The sequence below is a fragment of the Pseudomonas sp. B5(2017) genome, assembly GCF_002112825.1.
In the GTDB taxonomy this organism is placed as follows: Bacteria; Pseudomonadota; Gammaproteobacteria; order Pseudomonadales; family Pseudomonadaceae; genus Aquipseudomonas; species Aquipseudomonas putida_Z.
Genome location: NZ_NEIR01000010.1, coordinates 1 through 19,398, shown reverse-complemented (window position 1 = coordinate 19,398; position 19,398 = coordinate 1). Strand labels below are relative to the sequence as shown.

Here is a 19,398-nt window from a genome sequence, read left to right as displayed (position 1 = left end):
TTGGTTGAGATAACCTTATCAATGATGCCAATCAGGCGGTAGCAGGCTTGTTTGGCATTCATCGTTCCACTCATGGAACAGTCAGCCTTGCAAGAAACCGAGCACCTGTTCTGCAGCAATGACCGGGTCTTCCTGCATGAAGCAGTGCCCACCTGCAACTTGCCTGGCGGTCACCTGAGGGTTGAGCGCCGCCAGGCGGCTCACCGAATGGGGCACGAAGGGGTAGGTGTGCTCGCCGTACAGCACCCGCGTGGGCGTGCGGATCGCCGTCAGGCTTGCCCACATGCGCTTGGGGAAGGAACTGAAGATTTCCACTTCGCGGCTGGGCCGGCACTTGAGCACCACCGCTTCGCCACAGTCGCCGATGGCATGCTCGACGTAGGCCCGCAGCGCCGCATCGGTCCACCCCTTGAAGATACCCCGCCCATGCAGCGAAGCCAGGGCTGCCTCGCGGTCGGGCCAGTGGCTGCGACGGCTGGCGGCCTTGCGCGCCAAGGCGTGACGCTGATGCAAGCCGACCAGGGCCGCCACCCCCATCACACCCAGCATGCGCCGGCTGAACAGTACCGGGTCAAGCAGCACGGCACGCGTGAACAGTTGCGGTTCACTGGCCAGGATCAGGCCGGTGAGCACGCCACCGAAGCTGTGCCCGACGGCAAAGCGCGGTACGTCGCCATACTCGCCCCGCCCGGCTGCGAAAGCCTCCACCGCCAGCGCAGCAGTGCGGTTCCAGCCACGAAACACCCCGCCATGGTCGCTGTCACCATGGCCCTGGACATCGCTGAGCCACAGGTCGAAATGTTCGCCCAGGCGCATCAGCAATGGCTGGTAGGCAAGGCAGCAGAAGCCGTTGCCGTGCAGAAAATGCAGCAGCGGCTTGCCACTGGCCGGGGTTTGCCAGCCACGCAGGGTGAAGCCTTCGGCGCATTCGTGGGACCAGGGGATCAACTGCATCGGCTTGCTGTACTCGCGGGGTCAGGAAAACGCCGATTCTACAAACAGCAGCGGGTACAGTGAAATAACCAGCAACAAGGCCATCAGGACATTGAACAGCATCAGCCAGCGCGGGTTCTGCAACAGGTTGCGCAGGGCGCTGCCGAACATCACCCACACCCCCACGCTAGGCAGGTTGACCAGGGCAAACAAGGCGGCAATGACAATGACGTTGGTCACATAGCCTTGCGCCGGCGTGTAGGTGGTGATTGCACCGACTGCCATCACCCAGGCCTTGGGGTTGACCCACTGGAACGCCGCCGCTCCCCAGAAGCCCAGCGGTTTGCGGGCACTGGACGAGGCTGTGCCGACCGGCCCGGAGGTGGCGATCTTCCAGGCGAGGTAAAGCAGGTAGGCGGCGCCGGTGTAGCGCAGTACCGTGTACAGCGGCGGCCAGGCCTTGAACACCTCGCCCAGGCCCAGGCCAACGGCCAGCACCATTACCATGAAACCGATGCTGATCCCCATGGCGTGCGGGATGGAGCGGCGCACACCGAAGTTGACGCCCGAGGCCAGCAGCATGGTGTTGTTGGGGCCAGGAGTGATGGAGGACACGAAGGCAAACAGCACGAAGGCGGTGAGCAGGTCGGCAGAGGCAAGCATGGCAGGCATTCCACATTCTTTATGGGTGCTGTCACACTAACGGAGTCGCCCTCCTCTGCGACCGATACAGTTTCACTAAATTGTGTAGATACACATCGCTGTACCGCTACCACCAGACCAAGGAAGCCGTCACCATGAGCCTTACCATTCGCCCTGCCGTTCGCGCCGATGCCGAGCAGATCCTGGCCTTCATCACCGAACTGGCCGAGTACGAACGCGCTCGCCACGAGGTGATCGCGAGCGTTGCCGATATCGAGCGCAGCCTTTTTGGCGAGGGCAGCACCGTGCACAGCCTGATTTGCGAGCGCGATGGCCGGGCAATCGGCTTTGCCGTGTATTTCTACAGCTACTCGACCTGGCTCGGGCGCAACGGCATCTACCTGGAAGACCTGTACATAACGCCCGAGCAGCGCGGCGACGGTGCCGGGCGGCAATTGCTGCAGCATATTGCCCGCGAAGCGGTGGCGAATGATTGCGGGCGGCTGGAATGGAGCGTGCTGGACTGGAACGAGCCCGCGATCGGCTTCTATCAGAAGCTGGGGGCCGAAGCGCAGGATGAGTGGGTGCGCTACCGGCTGGACGGGGAGAAGCTGGCGACGTTTGCCCGGGGCTGACCAGGTGGATGCTTACGGCATAGACCACTACAGGCCGAACCGGCTTGCATGAGGGCTTGAGTGCGCTTGCCTTGAACTTTCCAGCGCCTGTGAGATCGAGCGCCGCGCGGGCGGCGCTCGATCTCCCAGGCACTGCAAAACCAAAGCCCTACCATCAGGGCAATTGACGGCAGCCCCGCCCCATGGTCTCCTTATGCCTCGCGTTCAGGTGCCCCCGATGGGGGTGAAACGGGAAACCGGTGCGTCACAGGCCCTCAAGCAGGGCCGGACAAGGCCGGTGCTGCCCCCGCAACGGTAAGCGAGCGAAGCGTCTGTACCACTGTGCCCGATCACCCGGCATGGGAAGGTGACGCCTTTCAGGAGCCTGGCTCCTCCTCGCAAGCCCGGAGACCGGCCTGGCGTTCATGAACACCCCGCGGTGGGCGGGCGCTGTTGCATTCCCCTGGGCTGCCACGCTCGGGGCTGCCGCGCTTGCCCGTTGCCCACAAAAAGCAGAGGAACGCGTCATGCCCGTCACCAGCGCCAAGCAACACAGCATCACCACCCCCGTCACCCTCAGCCAGCGTGTCGTCATCGCCGTCGGCGCCAGCCTGCTGGGCCTGTGCCTGGTGTACTTCGCCGGCTTCTCGCACATCGAGGCCGTGCACAACGCCGCCCACGACACCCGCCACAGCGCCGCCTTCCCCTGCCACTGAGTACGCCCGATGATCACACGCATTGCCCGTACCGCGGGCTTCAGCGGGTTGCTGGCGGCCTTGCTGCTGACCTTGCTGCAAAGCTTCTGGGTCGCCCCGCTGATCCTCGAGGCAGAAACCTACGAATCCTCGGCCCCGGTCGCCCAGCACGAGCATGCCGGCGAAGTGGCCGCCCATGAACACAGCGCCGAAGCCTGGTCGCCGGAAGACGGCTGGCAGCGGGTGCTGTCCACCACTGGCGGCAACCTGGTGGTCGCGGTCGGCTTCGCCCTGATCCTCACCGCGCTGTACAGCCTGCGCGAACCCAAGCGTGCCGGCACCGGCGCACTGTGGGGGCTGGCCGGCTTCGCCGTGTTCTGCCTGGCCCCGACCCTGGGCCTGCCGCCGGAACTGCCAGGTACTGCAGCCGCCGACCTGGGGCAACGCCAGGCCTGGTGGATCGGCACCGCCAGCGCCACCGCGCTGGGCCTTGCCCTGCTGGTATTCACCCGCCACTGGTTGCTGAAGGCGCTGGGCGCCGTGCTGCTGGTCATTCCCCATGTGATCGGTGCGCCGCAACCCGAGGTGCACGAGAGCCTGGCCCCCGCCGCACTGGAAACCCAGTTCAAAGTGGCCTCCTGGCTGACCAACGCCGCCTTCTGGCTGGCCCTGGGCCTGCTCAGCGCCTGGCTGTTCCGGCGCTCCAGCCAGGCCTGATGCCTGCCTTTTACGCCGGCTTCGGCTGCCGCCGGGGTTGCCCGGCGGATACGCTGGAAACCTTGCTACGCCAGGCCCTGGCCAACCAGGGCCTGGCGTTGGCCGGCCTGCACGGTATCGCCAGCATCAGCCTGAAGGCCGACGAACCCGGCTTGCAGCAACTGGCCGAACGCCTCGGCGTGCCCTTGGTGTTGTACGATACCGCGCAATTGCAACCCTACGAACTCCAGCTCAGCCACCGCTCCGCCGCTGCCCATGCCCACTGCGGCTGCTGGGGCGTGGCGGAGAGCGCGGCTTTGGCCCTGGCCAGCGAGCGGCTCGGCACGGCCAGGTTGCTGCTGACGCGCCAGGTACTGGGCCCGGCTACCCTCGCCCTGGCCTGTTGAACGTTTCCCCTCTTTCCTGCAAGGACTTTCCATGACGGTCTACTTCATCGGCGCCGGCCCCGGCGACCCGGAACTGATCACAATCAAGGGCCAACGGCTGATCCGCCAGTGCCCGGTGATCATCTATGCCGGTTCGCTGGTGCCGGCCGCCGTGCTCGAGGGCCACCAGGCCGAGACCGTGATCAACAGCGCCGAACTGCACCTGGAGCAGATCATCGCCGCCATGCGCAGTGCGCATGAGCAAGGCCAAGATGTGGCCCGGGTACACAGTGGCGATCCCAGCCTGTACGGCGCCATCGGCGAGCAGATCCGCCATCTGCAGGCGCTGGGCATCGATTACCAGATCATCCCCGGGGTCACCGCCGCGGCGGCCAGCGCCGCCCTGCTCGGCTGCGAACTGACCCTGCCCCAGGTAGCGCAGACCGTTATCCTCACCCGCTATGGCGACAGTTCGCCGATGCCGCCCGGCGAGCAACTTGGCGACCTGGCGCGCCATGGCAGCACCCTGGCAATTCACCTGGGGGTCAAGCACCTGTCGCGAATCGTCGAAGAACTGCTGCAGCACTACGGCGCGCACTGCCCAGTGGCGGTGGTGCATCGCGCCACCTGGCCGGATCAGGACTGGGTGCGCGGCACCCTCGGCGATATCGTCGAACGCGTCGCGGCCAAGGGCTTCCGGCGCACGGCGCTGATCCTGGTGGGCCATGTGCTGGGCGACACACCGTTTGCCGAATCGGCCTTGTACCGCGCCGGGCATGCCCACCTCTATCGCCCTGGCGACTGAGCATTGCCAGGTTCGCCACGGGCGTAGCAGACTCCGGTTTCCCGCCTGCAAACAGGAGTCATGCCCATGCTGGACCTACGCCCAAACTGCGAGTGCTGCGATACCGACCTGCCGGGTGACAGCCCCGATGCGCTGATCTGCTCCTTCGAATGCACCTTCTGCCGTACCTGCGCCGAAACCCGTTTCCAGGGCCGCTGCCCGAACTGCACCGGCCAGTTGGTGGCACGCCCGACACGGGTTGGCCAGGCGCTGGCCAACAACCCCGCCTCGACCCAGCGCGTGAGCAAAGTACACTCCGCCTGCGCATGATCTACTTCAAAACATTCAAAAAAACAGACATCGCCGCTTTGTCAGGGTGATGTCTTTCCCACTTTTTGTAGGACTTTTCAACAACTAGCCCGGGGACTTTCAACACTTCTATACTCGGCATTACCAAATTTCGGGAATGGTCGTATCGTGCAGCGCTTCCGATAACCCTACTTGCAGACGTATTCCTGAGTGATCCAGGAAGCGGACCACATCCTGACAGGAGTTTTCTTCATGACTACCGTGCTGATCGTCGACGACCACCCCATAGTGCGACTGTCCTTGAAAATGTTGCTCGAACGCGAGCGCTTCCAGGTCGTCGGCGAAGTCGGCGATGGCAGTGAAGTCACTCAGGTGGTCCGCACACTGCGCCCGAACGTGGTCATCCTTGACATCGGGCTTCCGGGCCTGGACGGCATGGAAGTCATCAAGCGCCTCCAAAGCCTGGAACCGGCCCCCAAGATCATGGTACTGACCGGCCAGGCCACCGACCTGTATGTACGGCGCTGCCTGGATGCCGGCATCGGAGCCTTCGTCACCAAGGACGAGGACCACGAGGCCTTGCTGTTCGCCCTGAAGGCCTTGGTCAAAGGCTACTCGACCTTCCCGCAGATGTCGGTCAACAGCAACTCGCTGGAAAGCGAGCCGGTGCGTCTGGCGAGCCTGTCCAACCGGGAAATGGAAGTGCTCAGGCGCCTGTCACGCGGCGAGAACAACAAGAATATCGGCACCTGCATGAACCTCAGTGCCAAGACCATCAGCACCTACCGGGGCCGCATCATGGAAAAGCTCAAGACCGAATCGCTGGTTGAGATGGTCGACCTGGCCAAGCGCAACAGCGTCTATTGAGCGTTCGGTGGCAATGAAGCGCCTGCTGGCAAGCGCCCTTCTGGTCATCGGCCTGGTCAATTCCGGCGCGCTGCTGGCCAACAGCGAACCCCGCCAGTTGCTGGCACGCTCGGTCAGCGCCGCCGCCCCGCTCGCGCTGTCCAGCGAAGAGCGGCAATGGCTCCAGCAACGCCAGCACCTGGTGCTTGGCAGCTCGCGGCCTGACTACCCACCGCTGGAAATCAATGTCAGCCAGCGCGACTATGAAGGCCTCAGCGCCGATTACGCTGGCATCATCGCTGAACAGCTGGGCACCGCCATCGAAGTACGACGCTACGACAGCCGCCACGAAGCCATCGCTGCGCTACGCGACGGCCGTATCGACCTGCTGGGCAGCTCCAACGCCTTCGAGGCAGCGGATGCACAGCTCAGCCTCAGTGCGAGCTACGCCGACGACCTGCCGGTCATCGTCACCCGCGAGGGGCACAGCCTGAAGAACACCCCCGACCTCGCCGGCCTGCGCCTGGCCATGGTCGATCATTACCTGCCGGCCAGCAGCGTCCGTAGCCTGTACCCCAAGGCGCAACTGAGCCTGTATCGCTCGACGCTGGCCGGGCTGGCCGCCGTCGAACTGGGCGAGGCCGACGCCTACCTGGGCGATGCCATCAGTACCGACTTCGCGATTGGCAAGAGTTATCAGGGCACACTGAAGATCGACCACTTCTGCCAGGTTGCCCCCGGTGCGTTTGCCTTTGCCCTGGCCAATGACAACCCGCGCCTGCGCCAGTTGGTCGACAAGGCGCTGGCGCGCATCAGCGAAAGCGAACGCCTGAACATCCTGCGCCGCTGGAGCAGTGGCAACACCAGCCTGCTGCTGCAACGCCACCTCACCGCCCTTACCGCCGAAGAAGAAGCCTGGATCGCCGCCAACCCCAGCATCAGCGTGCTGGTCAACACATCGCTGGCACCACTGACCTTCAATGACGCCCAGCACCGCCCCAGCGGCATTACCCTCGACCTGCTCAAGCAAATCTCGCTGCGCACAGGGCTGCATTTCAAGCCGGTCGAAAGCCCGTCGGCGCAGGCAATGGTCGAGCGCCTGGCGCGCGGCGATGCGCAGATGATCGGCGCATTGGGCTATAGCGCAGACCGTTCGAAACAACTGCGCTATACCCGCCCCTACCTGGTCAGCCCGCGGGTGCTGGTCACCCGTGGCGACAATGCATTACCGGCGCAGGCCATGGCGCTGGATGGCCAGCGCATCGCCCTGGTGCGCGGCTCGCCGCAACGGGCCGTGCTGCAACAACGCTACCCGCAGGCCAGGATGGTCGAAGTGGACAACCCGCTAGGCCTGATGGAAGCCGTGGCCAACGGTGCCGCCGACGTCGCCTTGAGCAGCCATATCAATGCCGCCTACTACATCAGCCATGTGTTCAAGGACCGCCTGCGCATTGCCAGCGTGCTCGACGACGACCCGGCCATCGCCGCCTTCGCCGTGGCCGCCGACCAGCCGCAGTTGCAGGCAATCCTCGACAAGGCGCTGCTGAGCATTCCGCCCGAAGAGCTGGACCAGTTGATCAACCGCTGGCGCACCACCACCCTGGTCAGTGACAGCCCTTGGCGCGACTACCGCACCCTGGCCTTGCAGGTGCTCGTGCTGTCGGCCTTGCTGCTGGCCGGGGTGGTGTTCTGGAACAGCTACCTGCGCAAGCTGATCAACCAGCGCACCGAGGCCCAGCATGCCCTGCAAGCGCAGCTGGCGCTCAGCCGCGGCCTGCTCGAGCAGCTGCGCCAGGCCAAGGACGACGCCGAACAGGCCAGCCAGACCAAAAGTACCTTCCTGGCCACCATGAGCCATGAAATACGTACCCCGATGAATGCCGTGATCGGCCTGCTGGAGTTGGCCCTGGAAGACAGCCGCGGTGGCCGTTGCGACACCCAGACCTTGCAGACCGCCCACGATTCGGCCATCGGCCTGCTTGAGCTGATTGGCGATATTCTCGACATTTCCCGCATCGAATCCGGGCACATCACCCTGCAGCCGGTGCCCACCAACCTGGTCGAACTGGTACGCGCCACCGTACGGGTGTTCGAAGGCAATGCACGGGCCAAAGGCCTGCACTTGCACAGCGAGCTGCCCGCTGCGCCGGTCTGGGTACTGGCTGATCCGCTGCGCCTCAAGCAAGTCTTGTCCAACCTGATCAGCAACGCCATCAAGTTCACCGACCGCGGCGAAGTCCAGGCCAGCCTGCTGCTCTCGCCCGCTGACAATGACAGCCTGGCAGTGGAACTGAATGTGCGAGACACCGGTATCGGCATCGGCCCAGCCGACCAGGCCCGGCTGTTCAATGCCTTCGTCCAGGCCGATGGCCCCCGGGCACGCCAGGGTGCCGGCCTGGGGCTGGTCATCAGCCGCACCCTGGCCGAGTTGATGGGCGGCACCTTGAGCCTGCAGAGCGTCGAAGGCGTAGGTACCAAGGTGCAGGTCAGCGTGCGGCTGCCCGCGTGCGCAGCACCGGTACAGGTCGAACAGAACGCCCCGGAGCTGGAAAGCAGCAGCGGCCCGCTGAACATACTGGTGGTCGACGACTACCCCGCCAACCTGCTGCTGCTGGAGCGGCAACTGCATACCCTGGGGCATCGGGTGACGCTGGCAGAGAACGGGGAAATCGCGCTGGCACGCTGGCAGGCAGCGCGCTTCGACCTGGTGATCACCGACTGCAGCATGCCGGTCATGGACGGGCACGAACTGACCCGCCGCATCCGCAGCCTCGAGGGCGAACGCGGCCTGGCGGCATGCCGCATTCTCGGCGTCACCGCCAACGCCCAGGCCGAGGAGCGTGCCCGCTGCCTGGCCAGCGGCATGGACGAATGCCTGTTCAAACCCATTGGCCTGCGTACGCTCAAGGCCCACCTGCCCCACGCTCACCCCCGGCAACAGCCGCCAGCGCGGCGCGCCAGCGGGTTCAACCTTGGCGAACTGCGGCACCTGACCCAGGACGACGAACAACTGACGCGGAATCTGCTGGAACAGCTGGCACAAAGCGTCAGCGAAGACCTTGCGACCTTGCGCGCACTGGCAGCCGATGCCCCCGGCGAGGCTGTGCGCGCCCTGGCTCACAGGATCAAGGGCGGGGCGAAGATGCTCAAGGTACGCACGCTGGTCCACGATTGCGAAGCCATCGAACAGGCCCACGGCCAAGGCCTGCCGACGGTTGACCTGCGCCTGCAATTGCAGGCCAGCCTGGAGACCCTGCTGGACGAGTTGGGCGATGCGCTCAATGCAATTGCAGCGTCGAACTGATCTGGCTGATGGCGTTTACCACGTGCCGTGAACCCTGCTGGATTTCCATGATCACCGTGCCGGCCTCATTGGCCAGCGCCACGCCATGATCGGTGCGTTTCAAGCTTGACTGCATGCTGGCCACGGCCAACAGCGACAGGTCGTGGTTCTGCCGCACCACGTCGACGATTTCCACGGTGGCCTTGCTGGTTCGCGCCGCCAGGTTGCGCACCTCGTCGGCCACCACGGCAAAACCGCGCCCGTGCTCGCCGGCGCGGGCCGCCTCGATGGCCGCGTTCAAAGCCAGCAAGTTGGTCTGGTCGGCAATACCACGGATGGTCAGCACGATCTGCCCGATCACATCCGACTGCTTGCTCACCGCATCGATGCTGCGGGCCGCGTCGTTGAGCTCATGGGAAATCTGCTCGATCACCTGTACCGCCTGCTGTACCACCTCGGTGCCCTTGCGCGCGCAGGCATCGGTCTGCACCGAACTGGCATGGGCAGCATCGGCGGCGCTTTGCTGGGTGCTGATCTGGCGGGTGATGTCGCTGGCGAACTTCACCACCTTGTACAAGCGGCCCTTGCTGTCGAAGATCGGGTTGTAGGACGCCTCCAGGTAGACCGTCCGGCCATGTTTGTCGACGCGCTCGAAACGGTGCGAATGGTATTCGCCGCGGTTGAGCGAAGCCCAGAACTCGCGGTACTCCGCCGATTCGCGCTCATGCGCCAGGCAGAACAGCCCGTGATGGCGGCCGACCACCTCGTCCAGGCGATAGCCCATGGTGTCGAGGAAGTTCTGGTTGGCCTTGATCACCCGGCCTTGCGGGGTGAATTCGATCACCGCCATGGAGCGGCTGATGGCCTTGAGCAGGCTTTCGCTCTCGTGCTCCTCCATCACCCGCTGGCTGATGTCGGATGCCACCTTGATCACGCTGGTGACCTGGCGCTGCTCGTCCAGTACCGGCATGTAGCTGGCTTCCAGCCAGACTTCGCGGCCGGCCTTGTCGATGCGCTCGAAGGTACCGCTGATGGCCTTGCCCTGCCCCAGTTCACGCCACAGTTGCTGGTATTCGGCGCTTTTCGCGTAGCCAGGGTCGCAGAACAGACGGTGGTGCTTGCCGCGCAACTCCTCGGCGCTGTAGCCCATGGCCTGGCAGAAGCGCTCATTGGCATCGAGGATCGTGCCGTCGGGGGTGAACTCGATCATTGCCATGGAGCGGCTGATCGCCGCCAGCTTGGCCTGCAAGCTGGCCAAGGCCTCATGACTGCGCTGGATCTCGACCAGATCGGACTTGCGGTGGAAATCGAACATGACGCCGGGCTCCTGTATGCGCGGTGTCCTGAGCATAGATCGCCGTTAGCGCCATGCAAGCACAGTGCTATCACCTTGTAATTAATGCATTCATAGTACGGAGCGCGCTTCTTGACCAGGATGGGCAAGCGTCCGGGCTCAGGAACTCTCCCGCACCATCAACTCGAAGCCCAGGTCCTGCTGCGCATTCGGCACCCGCTTGCCATCGAGCAACGCCAGCAGCGCCTGTGCAGCACCGCGCCCCACGGCGGCCCGAGGCGTGCGAATCGAGGTCAGCCGCGGCACCATGTGCGCCGAAGCCGGCAGGTCGTTGAAACCGACCATCGCCACCTGCCGCGGCACCTCCACCCCTTGGCGCAATGCCTGCAGCACCGCGCCCTGGGCCAGGTCGTCGTTGCAGAAGAAGATACCGTCGACATCCGGCGCCTGTTGCAGCAGCTGGCTGAACAACGCGCTGCCCAGGGCAATGGAAGAAGGCTCCGGCGCCAGCACTTCCAGCTCGGCCGCCTGCAAGCCGGCCTCGGCCAACGCCTGGCGGAACCCTTCGGCACGCTGCATCACCCGCGGGTCGAGCTGCGCGGCAATGAACGCCAGGCGCTTGCGCCCGCGCTCGATCAGGTGGCGGGCCGCGGCGCGCCCGGCCTGCTGCTGCGAGAAGCCGACCGACAACGCCCCTGCCTCGCCATTCAGTTCCATCATGTGCACACAGGGCACGCCACTGGCCGCCAGCATCTGCCGCGATGCCTCGCTGCGCTCGAAACCGGTCAGCAGCATGCCGCAGGGCTGGTAGGCCAGGTAGTTGCGGATGAGGTTCTCTTCTTCGGCAAGATCGTAGTGATAGTTGCCGATCAGCACCTCGAGCCCGCGCGGGCGCATGACCTCATGAATGGCTTCCAGCGTATCGATGAACAGCTGGTTGGACAGCGACGGGATCAACACCACCACCGACTGGCTGCGCGCCGACGCCAAGGCACGGGCCGCCGGGTTGGCCACGTAGCCAAGGCTCGCTGCGGCAGCAACGACCTTTTCCACCAGCTCCGGCGCAACCGTGCTGACCCCACGCAGGGCGCGCGAGGCGGTAATCGGGGAAACCCCGGAAAGCCTGGCAACTTCTGCCAGGGTGGGACGACCTGTGGTGCGGGAGCCGGTGCGGGACATGGATGTTGTAATTTTACTACTTGCAAGGAAAGGGAACGGCCACTAAGGTAGCGCTGTCTCAGGACGCAGGCAATGTAATCTTTGGTAGCAGCCACCGCGCGCTCGCCGCCAAGCGTCCATACTGCGTAAGGACAAGATCAATAACACCGGGGAGGTGACTGTTCGTCGACGACGAGACAGCGCTATCTCACCCGCAGGAGGTACTGATGAATTCTCCCCTGTCCGCCATCGTGGTGATGGGCGTGGCCGGTTGCGGCAAAAGCTGCATCGGCGCTGCCATCGCCGCCCGAAGCGGCGGCCGCCTGATCGAAGGCGACGCTTTCCACCCTGCCGAAAACATCCGCAAGATGAGCGCTGGCATCCCCCTGGACGACAGCGACCGTGCCGGCTGGCTGGTGCGTCTTGGTCAGGAGCTGCAAGCCACGACCCAGGCCGGGGAACGTCCTATCCTGACCTGTTCGGCCCTCAAACGCCGCTATCGCGACTCCCTGCGCGATGCCATGCCCGGGCTGGTGTTCGTGTTCCTCGAGCTGTCACCCGCCGAGGCGGAAAAACGCGTGCTGGCCCGCCCCGGGCATTTCATGCCGGCGAGCCTCATCGACAGCCAGTTCGCTGCCCTCGAGGCGCCACACGGCGAACCCCTGACTATCGCGCTTGACGCCACCCAGCCCATCGAAGCGCTTGCCGAAGCGGTGGACAGCTGGCTAAAGGGCCGCGGTGAGCCGGGCCTGGCACAAACCGCCTGACCGTGGCGGCTTTCCCGGCCCACCCAAGACAGCGCTACCCTGCCCCATAAGCGCAAGCAAAGTTACAAAAAAGCTACGCCAAAACAACGATAAGACCGAGGCCTTCAAACCATGTTCGGACTGGCTACTGATACCTTCCTGCTGCTCGACGCGCTGGTTACCATCGTCGGGCTGATCCTGCTGATCACCCACTTCAAAGTCCACCCCTTCGTCGCCCTGACCATCGCGGCCGGCTTCCTTGGCCTGACCTCCGGCATGCCGGTGGCCAAGGTCATGAAATCGTTCCAGGACGGTTTTGGCGGCGTGCTGGGCTTCGTCGGCATCGTGCTTGCCCTGGGCACCATGCTTGGCAAGCTGATGGCCGACTCCGGGGGGGCCGACCAGATCGCGCAAACCCTCATCCGTGCCTTCGGCAAGAAGAACGTGCACTGGGCGATGATGTTCGCCGCCTTCCTGGTGGGCATCCCGCTGTTCTTCGAGATCGGCTTCGTGCTGCTGATTCCGCTGGTGTTCATCGTCGCCCGGCGTTCCGGCGTGTCGCTGATCAAGATCGGCATTCCACTGCTGGCCGGCCTGTCGGTGGTGCACGGCCTGGTGCCCCCGCATCCGGGCCCGCTGCTGGCGATCGGCATCTTCCATGCCGACATCGGCAAGACCATCTTCTATGGCCTGATCGTGGCGCTGCCTACCGCCATCATCGCCGGCCCGCTGTTCGGTAACTTCATTTCCCGCTACATCCCGGGCACCCCGTCCCAGGAGCTGATGGACCAGATCGCCAAGGAGTCCGACCAGGGCAACCTGCCGAGCTTCACCATCACCCTGGTCACCGTGCTGCTGCCGGTGGTGCTGATGCTGCTGAAGACCTTCGCCGACGTGGTGCTGCCAGCCGAGCACATCGTGCGCCAGTGGATGGACCTGATCGGCCACCCCATCACCGCCCTGCTCGCTGCCCTGCTGCTGGCCTTCTACACCTTCGGCTCGGCCCGTGGCTTCAACCGCCAGCAGATCATGAAGATGCTCGACCAGAGCCTGGCACCAACCGCGGCGATCGTGCTGATCGTGGGTGCCGGCGGCGGCTTCAAGCAGATGCTGGTAGACACCGGCGTGGGCAACGTGATCGGGCAGATGGCCGTGCAGGCGGAGATTTCGCCGATCATGCTGGCCTGGCTGGTAGCGGCGGTAATCCGCATTGCCACCGGTTCCGCGACGGTCGCCACCATCACCGGCGCGGGCATCGTCGCACCGGTGATCGACCTGGTGCCTGGGGTCAACCGTGAGCTGCTGGTGCTGGCCACCGGCGCCGGCTCGTTGATCCTGTCCCATGTCAACGACGCCGGTTTCTGGCTGGTGAAGCAGTACTTCAACATGACCGTGGCGGAAACCTTCAAGACCTGGAGCATGATGGAGACCATCCTGTCGATCGTCGGCATCATCTTCATCATGTTGCTGTCGCTGGTGGTGTAACCGTTGATCGGGGTAATGGCACCTTGAAGCTTCGGGTAGGGCCGAACGGAAGTATCAGCCCTACCAGAAGCAAAGGAGCCTGCCATGCCCCGCTCAAGCATCCTGCTGATTGCCCTGCTCGCCACGCCATTGGCCATCGCTGCCGGCACCGGCCCCACCTACCCCGACGACCCGCACAACCCGGCGCCCAAGCCGGGCGCGGACAGCACCCTCAACCCGATCGAAAAGCCCATGCCGCGGGACACCGACCCACGCATAAAAGGCAACGACCCGGACAGCCCGCCCGCTGAACAGAATGACAACCGGGATTTGCCGGGTATGGATGGCAGTGGCTCGGAAGGTACCGGGCGACAGGGAGCAGCCGATAATCAGCGTTGATCAATGCGCTCAAATTCTAAAAGTTGCCGCAATCCCTGTAGGAGCGGCCTTGTGTCGCGAAAGGGCTGCAAAGCAGCCCCAGCAATTTCAACTGTTGCGCATCAATCCCGGGGCCGCGTTGCGGCCCTTTCGCGACACAAGGCCGCTCCTACAAACGCCGCTCCCACAAAGGGGGCTCACCACTGGCGCTTGTCCGGCCTGGTCAGCCCCAGTTTCTCGATCCGGTAACGCAGCATGTCCCGCGACAGCCCGAGCATGCGCGCCGACTTGGTCACGTTCCAGTCCGTGCGGTCCAGGGTCTTGCACACCAGGTCGCGCTCCATGTCCGGCAGGCTGGTGCCGGGCTCGGGTTCGTGCCGAGGCATTTCGAACACCGCAGGCGCCGCCTGTTGCACCAGCGGCTCGTCGATCAGGGTCATGCACAGGTTGAGCTGATGCGCCTGCACCACCTCGTTCGGTGCCAGCAGCACGGTCTGCTCCAGCATGTTGCGCAGTTCGCGCACATTGCCTGGCCAGCTGTAACCGAGCATCAGGTTTTCCGCCTCGGCGGAAAAGCGCAGGTTCGGCTTGCCATAACGCCGGCCATGATGGGCCAGGAAATGCCGCGCCAGCAGCAATACGTCCTGCCCGCGGGCATACAGGCGCGGGACCTTCAGGGCGATGATGCGCAGGCGGAAGAACAGGTCGCGGCGGAACTTGCCCTGCTGCACCATCTGCTCCAGGTTGCAGTTGGTAGCGCTGATCACCCGCAGGTCGACCTTGCGCTCCTTCACCGCGCCGATGCGGCGGATACTGCGGTCTTCCAGCAACTTGAGCAGCTTGGCCTGCAGCACCAGGTCCATCTCGCCAATCTCGTCGAGGAACAAGGTGCCGCCATCGGCAGCCTCCACCAGGCCCACCCGGCGCTCCTTGGCATCGGTAAAGGCGCCCTTCTCGTGGCCGAACAGCTCGGCCTCCAGCAGGTTGGCCGGGATCGAGGCACAGTTGAATTCGATGAACGGCCCCTTGCTGCGCGAACCATCGAAATGCAGGGCGCGGGCCACCAGCTCCTTGCCGGTACCGGTCTCGCCTTCGATCAGCACCGGTGGCAAGTCGTCACTGGCCATGCGCCGCTCGGCATCCAGCACCTGGCGCAGGGTGTGCTTGAGGGTGAGCATCGTCGGTGATTCGCCGATCAACGCCTGCAACCCGGACTTCTGCGCCTCGCGCTCCTGGTAGAACGACAACGTGCGCTCCATGCGTTCGGCAGCCAGTGCCTTGTCCAGGGTCAGCTTGAGCTCGGCCAGTACCACCGGCTTGGTCAGGTAATGGAAGGCGCCCTCCTTCATTGCCTGCACGGCATCTTCGACATTGCCGTAGCCGGTCATCATGATCACTTTCAGGTCCGGCACCTGCGCCACCAAGGTACGCAGCAGGTCGTGCCCGCTCATGCCCGGCAGCGAGTTGTCGGTCAGCACCGCATCGGGCTGGCCCCGCTTGATCTGCTCCAGCGCCAGTTCCGCGCTGTGGCACACGGTGACCTCGAAGCCCTTGAGGCTGAGGTAGGTGCGAATATTGTCGGCGAGAATTTCATCATCCTCGACTACCAGGATGCTGTGCTCCATGGTCCCCTCCCGCTGCGATATTGAATGTGAGGCTGACGCGGGTTCCTTCCTCTTCGCGGCTGCTCAGGCTGACCGAGCCGCCAAAACGTTCCATGATGCGTTTGACCAGGGCCAGGCCTACGCCGAGGCCGCCCTGCTTGGTGGTGTAGAACGGCTTGAACACCATCCGTTCCTGCTGTTGGCTCATGCCCTTGCCGGTATCGCTGAGGACGAACTCGGCACGCTGCCCATCCTGCACATTGACCTGGGCACGCAGCATGCCGCCTTCGGGCATGGCTTCCAGGGCATTGGAGAACAGGGTGTTGAGAATTTGCGTGAGTTGTAGCGGCTGGCTGGCCACCCACTGTGCCCCGGGGCCTTCGTAGCAGAAGCGCACGCCGTTGCGTTCGATCTGCTGGGCGAAGGCCAGGTGGGTGTCCTCGATGGCCGTCACCAGGTCCACGGCCTCGGCGTCGTCACTGGTCGGGCGCAGCGACACCAGCAAGTCACGCACCCAGCGCGACATGCGGTCGACCTGGCTGATGATGTCGGTGATGTTCTTCTGTGCTGCGGGGTTGGCGATTTCCTGGGCCAGTTCGGCGCTGGAGCGGATGTTGGCCAGCGGGTTGCGCAAGCTATGCGCCACCGCCGAGGACATCTCGCCCAGGGCCACATAGGTTTCACTGGCCACCAGCCGATCCTGCTGCAAATGCAATAGCTGCGCCGCGCGGCGCACGATCCAGAACAGGCCGAAGTAGACCAGCGCCCCGCCCACCAGGGTCGAGGCCCAGATCAGCACGTAGCCGCGCTGGATGCGCCGCACCAGGTCTTGCGGCTCCTTGTAGATCTCCACCATCGCCAGCACCTGCTCGCCCTGGCTGTCGAACAGCGGGATGTAGTTCTCGATGAACAGGTAACGCGGCTCACGCTGGAACTTCTGCTCTTCGCGGTCATCGTCGGCCTGGTGGTAGCTGGCCGACACCGCCTTGCGCGAGCGGAAGGCGCGGTCGAGGTCGCCATCGGCCTCGATGCGCTTGCCGATCAGCTCCCGGTTGGTCGACCAGACGATGGTGCGGTCGCGTGCATAGACATTGGCCAGCAAGGTGTCCGGCAGGTGCTCGACATGGTCGAGGAACTCGACCCGGGTAGATTCAGCCAGGCCCGGGGTGAACTGCAGGTGCTGCTGGTCCAGGCGCGGATCAAGCAACTCGCCCATGGTGGTGCCCGGCGGCAACTGCGAATGGCGCACTTCGGCCTGGGCCATGGCCTGGATGAACTGGGCGGTGAGCATGGCATCGCGCTCGACGCTGTCGCGCACCACGAAACGCGTCGACACATAACCCAGCCCGCCTGCCACCGAGGCGATGATCAGCAGGCTGATGACCGAGAACCAGCGCAGCAGGTTGAATTCGCGCAATGGCACGGCCACACCGCTGGCGGTAGTACTGGCCTTGTCTGGCACTTCATTATCCAGCATCTGCATCGCGTGCTTCCCGCGCTGGGCGTCCGTTCAGAAATGCATCAAGGCGACGAACAGTAGCCAATTGATAGCACTCCACCCGTGCAGCCGCAGCTGCCATTTGTCGTGTTGCACTCCGCCTGTCACGTTGCAAGAACCCAGCCAGCCATCTGATTGATTTGATTAGTTCTTTATAATCAATAGGTTAATGAATTTTCCTAGATTCGTATGGAGGATTATCCCCCACATTTGGGGATTTTCACCCCAAAAAACATAGATCCTTTATAAACAACAAGATACGAAGATTTATCAATGTAAATCATGAGGACTCGATCAGCCGGAAACTCAACGAAACCCGGGTGCCATGGCCTTCACTGCTGCTGAGCCGGACGCTGCCACCGAAGCGTTCCATGATGCGTTTCACCAACACCAGGCCCACACCCAACCCACCCTGCTTGGTGGTGAAGAAAGGCCGGAAGGCCATGCGCTGCTGCTCTTCGTTCATGCCTTTGCCGTTGTCGGACAGGCGCAGGGTCAGGTTACGACGGTCATGGCGCACCACCTCGACACGCAACCGCCCACCCTGCTCCATCGACTCCAGGGCGTTGGCGATCAGGCTGCTGAAAATCTGCCGCAGTAACACCGGGTGCCCCAGCACCTGCACCGCCGGTAACGGTTGCAGGTCCAGGCTCACGCCGCCACGCGCCAGCAGCACCGCGTAGGTCTGCAGGCTTTCCTGCAATGCCAGCGGCAAATCCACCGCCACTGCCTCATCGTTGAGCGGGCGCAATGACTGCAACATCTGGCGGATCCACTGCGACATGCGGTCGACCTGGCTGATGATGTCGTTGACATTGCGCTGCGCCGGGCCGTCGTCGAACGCCTGGGCCAGCTCGGCACTGGAACGGATGCTGGCAAGCGGGTTGCGCAGGCTGTGGGCTACCGCCGAGGACACCTCGCCCAGTGCCACGTAGGTTTCGTTGCTGATCAGCCGTTTCTGCTGCACCGACAGCAGGCGCGCGGCGCGGTGCATGATGCCGTACAGGCCGACGTAGACCAGCCCGGCACCGACGGTGATCGCCAGCCAGATCAGGATCAGGCCATGCTCGATGCGCACGATCAGGTCATGGGGCTCCTTGTAGATCTCGACCATCGCCGTGACCTGCTCGCCATCGGCATCGAACAGCGGAATGTAGTTCTCGATGAACAACTGCTCGGGTGGGATGACGAACTTCTGCTCGGCGCGGGCCTGTTCGAAGTTGTGGTAGCTGGCCGAGACTCGCATCTTGTATTCGAAGGCCTGCTCCAGGTCCTGGTCGCCTTCGATCAGCTTGCCGACCAGCGCCGGGTTGCTGGACCAGATCACCGTACGGTCCGGGGCATAGATGTTGGCCAGCAGCATGTCGGGCAGGTGGGCGATGTGGTCGAGGAACTCGCCACGCGCCCTGCGCCGGGCGTCCGGGTCGACATCGAGCAGGTTGGCGCGGTCGATGCGCGGGTCGAGCAGTTCACCCATGGTGCGCACATTGGGGATCGACACATGGCGCACTTCGGCATCGGCGATGGAGGTAATGAATTGCGCGGTGAGCAAGGCATCGCGCTCGATGCTCTCGTCAATGATGAAACGGCTGGAAATCAACCCCAGCCCGACCGCTACCGAGAGGATGATGGCCAGGCTGACCCAGGCGTACCAGCGCAGCAGGTTGAACGGCTTGCGTGGGGTGGCCAGTTCGTTACCGGCGGGTACTTCAATAGCGTCGGAACGAGGGGCGATGTCCATGGCGGACTCCACAACTGGGCACCTTCAGAAGGTTATAGCCCAGAGTTGGGGAAACCATCGGGTCAGCTTGGTGGCATCCGCCGAAGGGTATTGTTTTGTTTCCCGTACTGAACGCACCTGCCTTGCAAAAATCCAGATGCTCACACGGTCCCTGTGGGAGCGGCTTTAGCCGCGAACACCGGCGCAGCCGGTGCCATGCACCGCGTTGGATTGTTCGCGGCTAAAGCCGCTCCCACAGGGTACGTGGATTGCTTGCAATTTCAGTTATCTACGCGACAGCGCAGCCCAAAGGGCTGGGCCATCTCCCACAGGGAAAATTGCAAAGGC

At 63.9% G+C, this 19,398-nt stretch carries 17 protein-coding genes, 2 pseudogenes and 1 riboswitch; of the genes and pseudogenes, 11 read left to right on the top strand and 8 right to left on the bottom strand.

Annotated elements, in window-relative coordinates; all coding sequences use genetic code 11:
* Nucleotides 1-81: 81 nt before the first annotated feature.
* Both CAG00_RS16110 and CAG00_RS16105 read right to left on the bottom strand, forming a co-directional pair.
* Nucleotides 82-954, bottom strand: a complete 873-nt coding sequence (locus CAG00_RS16110; RefSeq protein ID WP_085664756.1) for an alpha/beta fold hydrolase — start codon at nucleotides 952-954, stop codon at nucleotides 82-84.
* A 21-nt stretch (nucleotides 955-975) separates the two neighbouring features.
* A complete protein-coding gene (locus CAG00_RS16105; protein WP_170978850.1) occupies nucleotides 976-1,605 on the bottom strand; it encodes a LysE family translocator in 630 nt (209 codons plus the stop codon).
* 125 nt (nucleotides 1,606-1,730) lie between these two features.
* Between CAG00_RS16105 and CAG00_RS16100 the strand changes: the two genes are divergently transcribed.
* From CAG00_RS16100 to CAG00_RS16065, 8 genes are all read left to right on the top strand, one after another.
* Complete coding sequence (locus CAG00_RS16100) at nucleotides 1,731-2,210, top strand: GNAT family N-acetyltransferase (protein WP_085664755.1); 480 nt, start codon at nucleotides 1,731-1,733, stop codon at nucleotides 2,208-2,210.
* 189 nt (nucleotides 2,211-2,399) lie between these two features.
* Nucleotides 2,400-2,624, top strand: a riboswitch (cobalamin riboswitch).
* Nucleotides 2,625-2,716: 92 nt separating this feature from the next.
* Nucleotides 2,717-2,905, top strand: coding sequence for a CbtB domain-containing protein (locus CAG00_RS16095; protein WP_025339304.1), 189 nt, complete (start codon nucleotides 2,717-2,719; stop codon nucleotides 2,903-2,905).
* A 9-nt stretch (nucleotides 2,906-2,914) separates the two neighbouring features.
* Nucleotides 2,915-3,601 (top strand): CbtA family protein, encoded by a 687-nt coding sequence (locus CAG00_RS16090; protein WP_085664754.1) that lies wholly within the window; start codon nucleotides 2,915-2,917, stop codon nucleotides 3,599-3,601.
* Nucleotides 3,601-3,987 (top strand): cobalamin biosynthesis protein, encoded by a 387-nt coding sequence (locus CAG00_RS16085; protein ID WP_085664753.1) that lies wholly within the window; start codon nucleotides 3,601-3,603, stop codon nucleotides 3,985-3,987. Before CAG00_RS16090 ends, CAG00_RS16085 begins: the two co-directional genes overlap by 1 nt.
* A 31-nt stretch (nucleotides 3,988-4,018) precedes the next feature.
* Complete coding sequence (cobM, locus tag CAG00_RS16080; RefSeq protein ID WP_085664752.1) at nucleotides 4,019-4,771, top strand: precorrin-4 C(11)-methyltransferase; 753 nt, start codon at nucleotides 4,019-4,021, stop codon at nucleotides 4,769-4,771.
* A 66-nt stretch (nucleotides 4,772-4,837) separates the two neighbouring features.
* Complete coding sequence (locus tag CAG00_RS16075; protein WP_085615510.1) at nucleotides 4,838-5,080, top strand: DUF1272 domain-containing protein; 243 nt, start codon at nucleotides 4,838-4,840, stop codon at nucleotides 5,078-5,080.
* 231 nt (nucleotides 5,081-5,311) lie between these two features.
* Entirely contained in the window at nucleotides 5,312-5,926 is a 615-nt protein-coding gene (locus CAG00_RS16070; RefSeq protein WP_085588546.1) for a response regulator transcription factor, read from the top strand.
* A 13-nt stretch (nucleotides 5,927-5,939) separates the two neighbouring features.
* Nucleotides 5,940-9,209, top strand: a complete 3,270-nt coding sequence (locus tag CAG00_RS16065) for a transporter substrate-binding domain-containing protein (RefSeq protein WP_085664751.1) — start codon at nucleotides 5,940-5,942, stop codon at nucleotides 9,207-9,209.
* On the opposite strand, the pseudogene CAG00_RS29290 reads toward CAG00_RS16065, so the two are convergent.
* From CAG00_RS29290 to CAG00_RS16055, 3 genes and pseudogenes are all read right to left on the bottom strand, one after another.
* A pseudogene (locus CAG00_RS29290) lies at nucleotides 9,184-9,609 on the bottom strand (methyl-accepting chemotaxis protein); the annotation flags it as partial. The gene CAG00_RS16065 and the pseudogene CAG00_RS29290 sit on opposite strands and share 26 nt — an antisense overlap.
* A gap of 111 nt (nucleotides 9,610-9,720) precedes the next feature.
* Nucleotides 9,721-10,404 (bottom strand): annotated as a pseudogene (locus CAG00_RS29285) (PAS domain-containing protein); the annotation flags it as partial.
* Between the two features lie 237 nt (nucleotides 10,405-10,641).
* The gene (locus tag CAG00_RS16055; protein WP_025339312.1) at nucleotides 10,642-11,661 is read right to left on the bottom strand and encodes a LacI family DNA-binding transcriptional regulator; all 1,020 of its coding nucleotides are present in this window, start codon (nucleotides 11,659-11,661) and stop codon (nucleotides 10,642-10,644) included.
* Between the two features lie 206 nt (nucleotides 11,662-11,867).
* Here CAG00_RS16055 and CAG00_RS16050 point away from each other — a divergent pair, with 206 nt between their 5' ends.
* From CAG00_RS16050 to CAG00_RS16040, 3 genes are all read left to right on the top strand, one after another.
* Nucleotides 11,868-12,407: a gluconokinase gene (locus CAG00_RS16050; protein ID WP_085664749.1), complete on the top strand. Its 540-nt coding sequence runs from the start codon at nucleotides 11,868-11,870 to the stop codon at nucleotides 12,405-12,407.
* A 111-nt stretch (nucleotides 12,408-12,518) separates the two neighbouring features.
* Nucleotides 12,519-13,871, top strand: coding sequence for a GntP family permease (locus tag CAG00_RS16045; RefSeq protein ID WP_015270532.1), 1,353 nt, complete (start codon nucleotides 12,519-12,521; stop codon nucleotides 13,869-13,871).
* Nucleotides 13,872-13,955: 84 nt separating this feature from the next.
* Nucleotides 13,956-14,249, top strand: coding sequence for a hypothetical protein (locus CAG00_RS16040; protein ID WP_085664748.1), 294 nt, complete (start codon nucleotides 13,956-13,958; stop codon nucleotides 14,247-14,249).
* Nucleotides 14,250-14,425: 176 nt separating this feature from the next.
* Here the strand turns inward: CAG00_RS16040 and CAG00_RS16035 are convergent, their stop codons facing one another.
* The 3 genes from CAG00_RS16035 to CAG00_RS16025 all read right to left on the bottom strand — a co-directional run bounded on the left by CAG00_RS16035 (nucleotide 14,426) and on the right by CAG00_RS16025 (nucleotide 19,071).
* On the bottom strand, nucleotides 14,426-15,853 hold the full coding sequence (locus CAG00_RS16035) for a sigma-54 dependent transcriptional regulator (protein WP_025339314.1): 1,428 nt from the start codon (nucleotides 15,851-15,853) through the stop codon (nucleotides 14,426-14,428).
* Nucleotides 15,822-17,315, bottom strand: a complete 1,494-nt coding sequence (locus CAG00_RS16030) for a HAMP domain-containing sensor histidine kinase (protein ID WP_085664887.1) — start codon at nucleotides 17,313-17,315, stop codon at nucleotides 15,822-15,824. Before CAG00_RS16030 ends, CAG00_RS16035 begins: the two co-directional genes overlap by 32 nt.
* A gap of 295 nt (nucleotides 17,316-17,610) precedes the next feature.
* Nucleotides 17,611-19,071 carry a HAMP domain-containing sensor histidine kinase gene (locus CAG00_RS16025; protein WP_085664747.1) on the bottom strand — a complete coding sequence of 487 codons (1,461 nt, stop codon included), beginning with the start codon at nucleotides 19,069-19,071 and terminating at the stop codon, nucleotides 17,611-17,613.
* Nucleotides 19,072-19,398 lie beyond the last annotated feature (327 nt).

Bases quoted from the DNA above. Each gene is read 5' to 3' on its own strand.
- CAG00_RS16070 (WP_085588546.1), top strand. From the start codon at position 5,312: ATGACTACCGTGCTGATCGTCGACGACCACCCCATAGTGCGACTGTCC.
- CAG00_RS16075 (WP_085615510.1), top strand. From the start codon at position 4,838: ATGCTGGACCTACGCCCAAACTGCGAGTGCTGCGATACCGACCTGCCG.
- CAG00_RS16035 (WP_025339314.1), bottom strand. From the start codon at position 15,853: ATGGAGCACAGCATCCTGGTAGTCGAGGATGATGAAATTCTCGCCGAC.
- CAG00_RS16105 (WP_170978850.1), bottom strand. From the start codon at position 1,605: ATGCCTGCCATGCTTGCCTCTGCCGACCTGCTCACCGCCTTCGTGCTG.
- CAG00_RS16065 (WP_085664751.1), top strand. From the start codon at position 5,940: ATGAAGCGCCTGCTGGCAAGCGCCCTTCTGGTCATCGGCCTGGTCAAT.
- CAG00_RS16045 (WP_015270532.1), top strand. From the start codon at position 12,519: ATGTTCGGACTGGCTACTGATACCTTCCTGCTGCTCGACGCGCTGGTT.
- CAG00_RS16055 (WP_025339312.1), bottom strand. From the start codon at position 11,661: ATGTCCCGCACCGGCTCCCGCACCACAGGTCGTCCCACCCTGGCAGAA.
- cobM (WP_085664752.1), top strand. From the start codon at position 4,019: ATGACGGTCTACTTCATCGGCGCCGGCCCCGGCGACCCGGAACTGATC.
- CAG00_RS16025 (WP_085664747.1), bottom strand. From the start codon at position 19,071: ATGGACATCGCCCCTCGTTCCGACGCTATTGAAGTACCCGCCGGTAAC.
- CAG00_RS16095 (WP_025339304.1), top strand. From the start codon at position 2,717: ATGCCCGTCACCAGCGCCAAGCAACACAGCATCACCACCCCCGTCACC.
- CAG00_RS16085 (WP_085664753.1), top strand. From the start codon at position 3,601: ATGCCTGCCTTTTACGCCGGCTTCGGCTGCCGCCGGGGTTGCCCGGCG.
- CAG00_RS16110 (WP_085664756.1), bottom strand. From the start codon at position 954: ATGCAGTTGATCCCCTGGTCCCACGAATGCGCCGAAGGCTTCACCCTG.
- CAG00_RS16040 (WP_085664748.1), top strand. From the start codon at position 13,956: ATGCCCCGCTCAAGCATCCTGCTGATTGCCCTGCTCGCCACGCCATTG.
- CAG00_RS16030 (WP_085664887.1), bottom strand. From the start codon at position 17,315: ATGCAGATGCTGGATAATGAAGTGCCAGACAAGGCCAGTACTACCGCC.
- CAG00_RS16100 (WP_085664755.1), top strand. From the start codon at position 1,731: ATGAGCCTTACCATTCGCCCTGCCGTTCGCGCCGATGCCGAGCAGATC.
- CAG00_RS16050 (WP_085664749.1), top strand. From the start codon at position 11,868: ATGAATTCTCCCCTGTCCGCCATCGTGGTGATGGGCGTGGCCGGTTGC.
- CAG00_RS16090 (WP_085664754.1), top strand. From the start codon at position 2,915: ATGATCACACGCATTGCCCGTACCGCGGGCTTCAGCGGGTTGCTGGCG.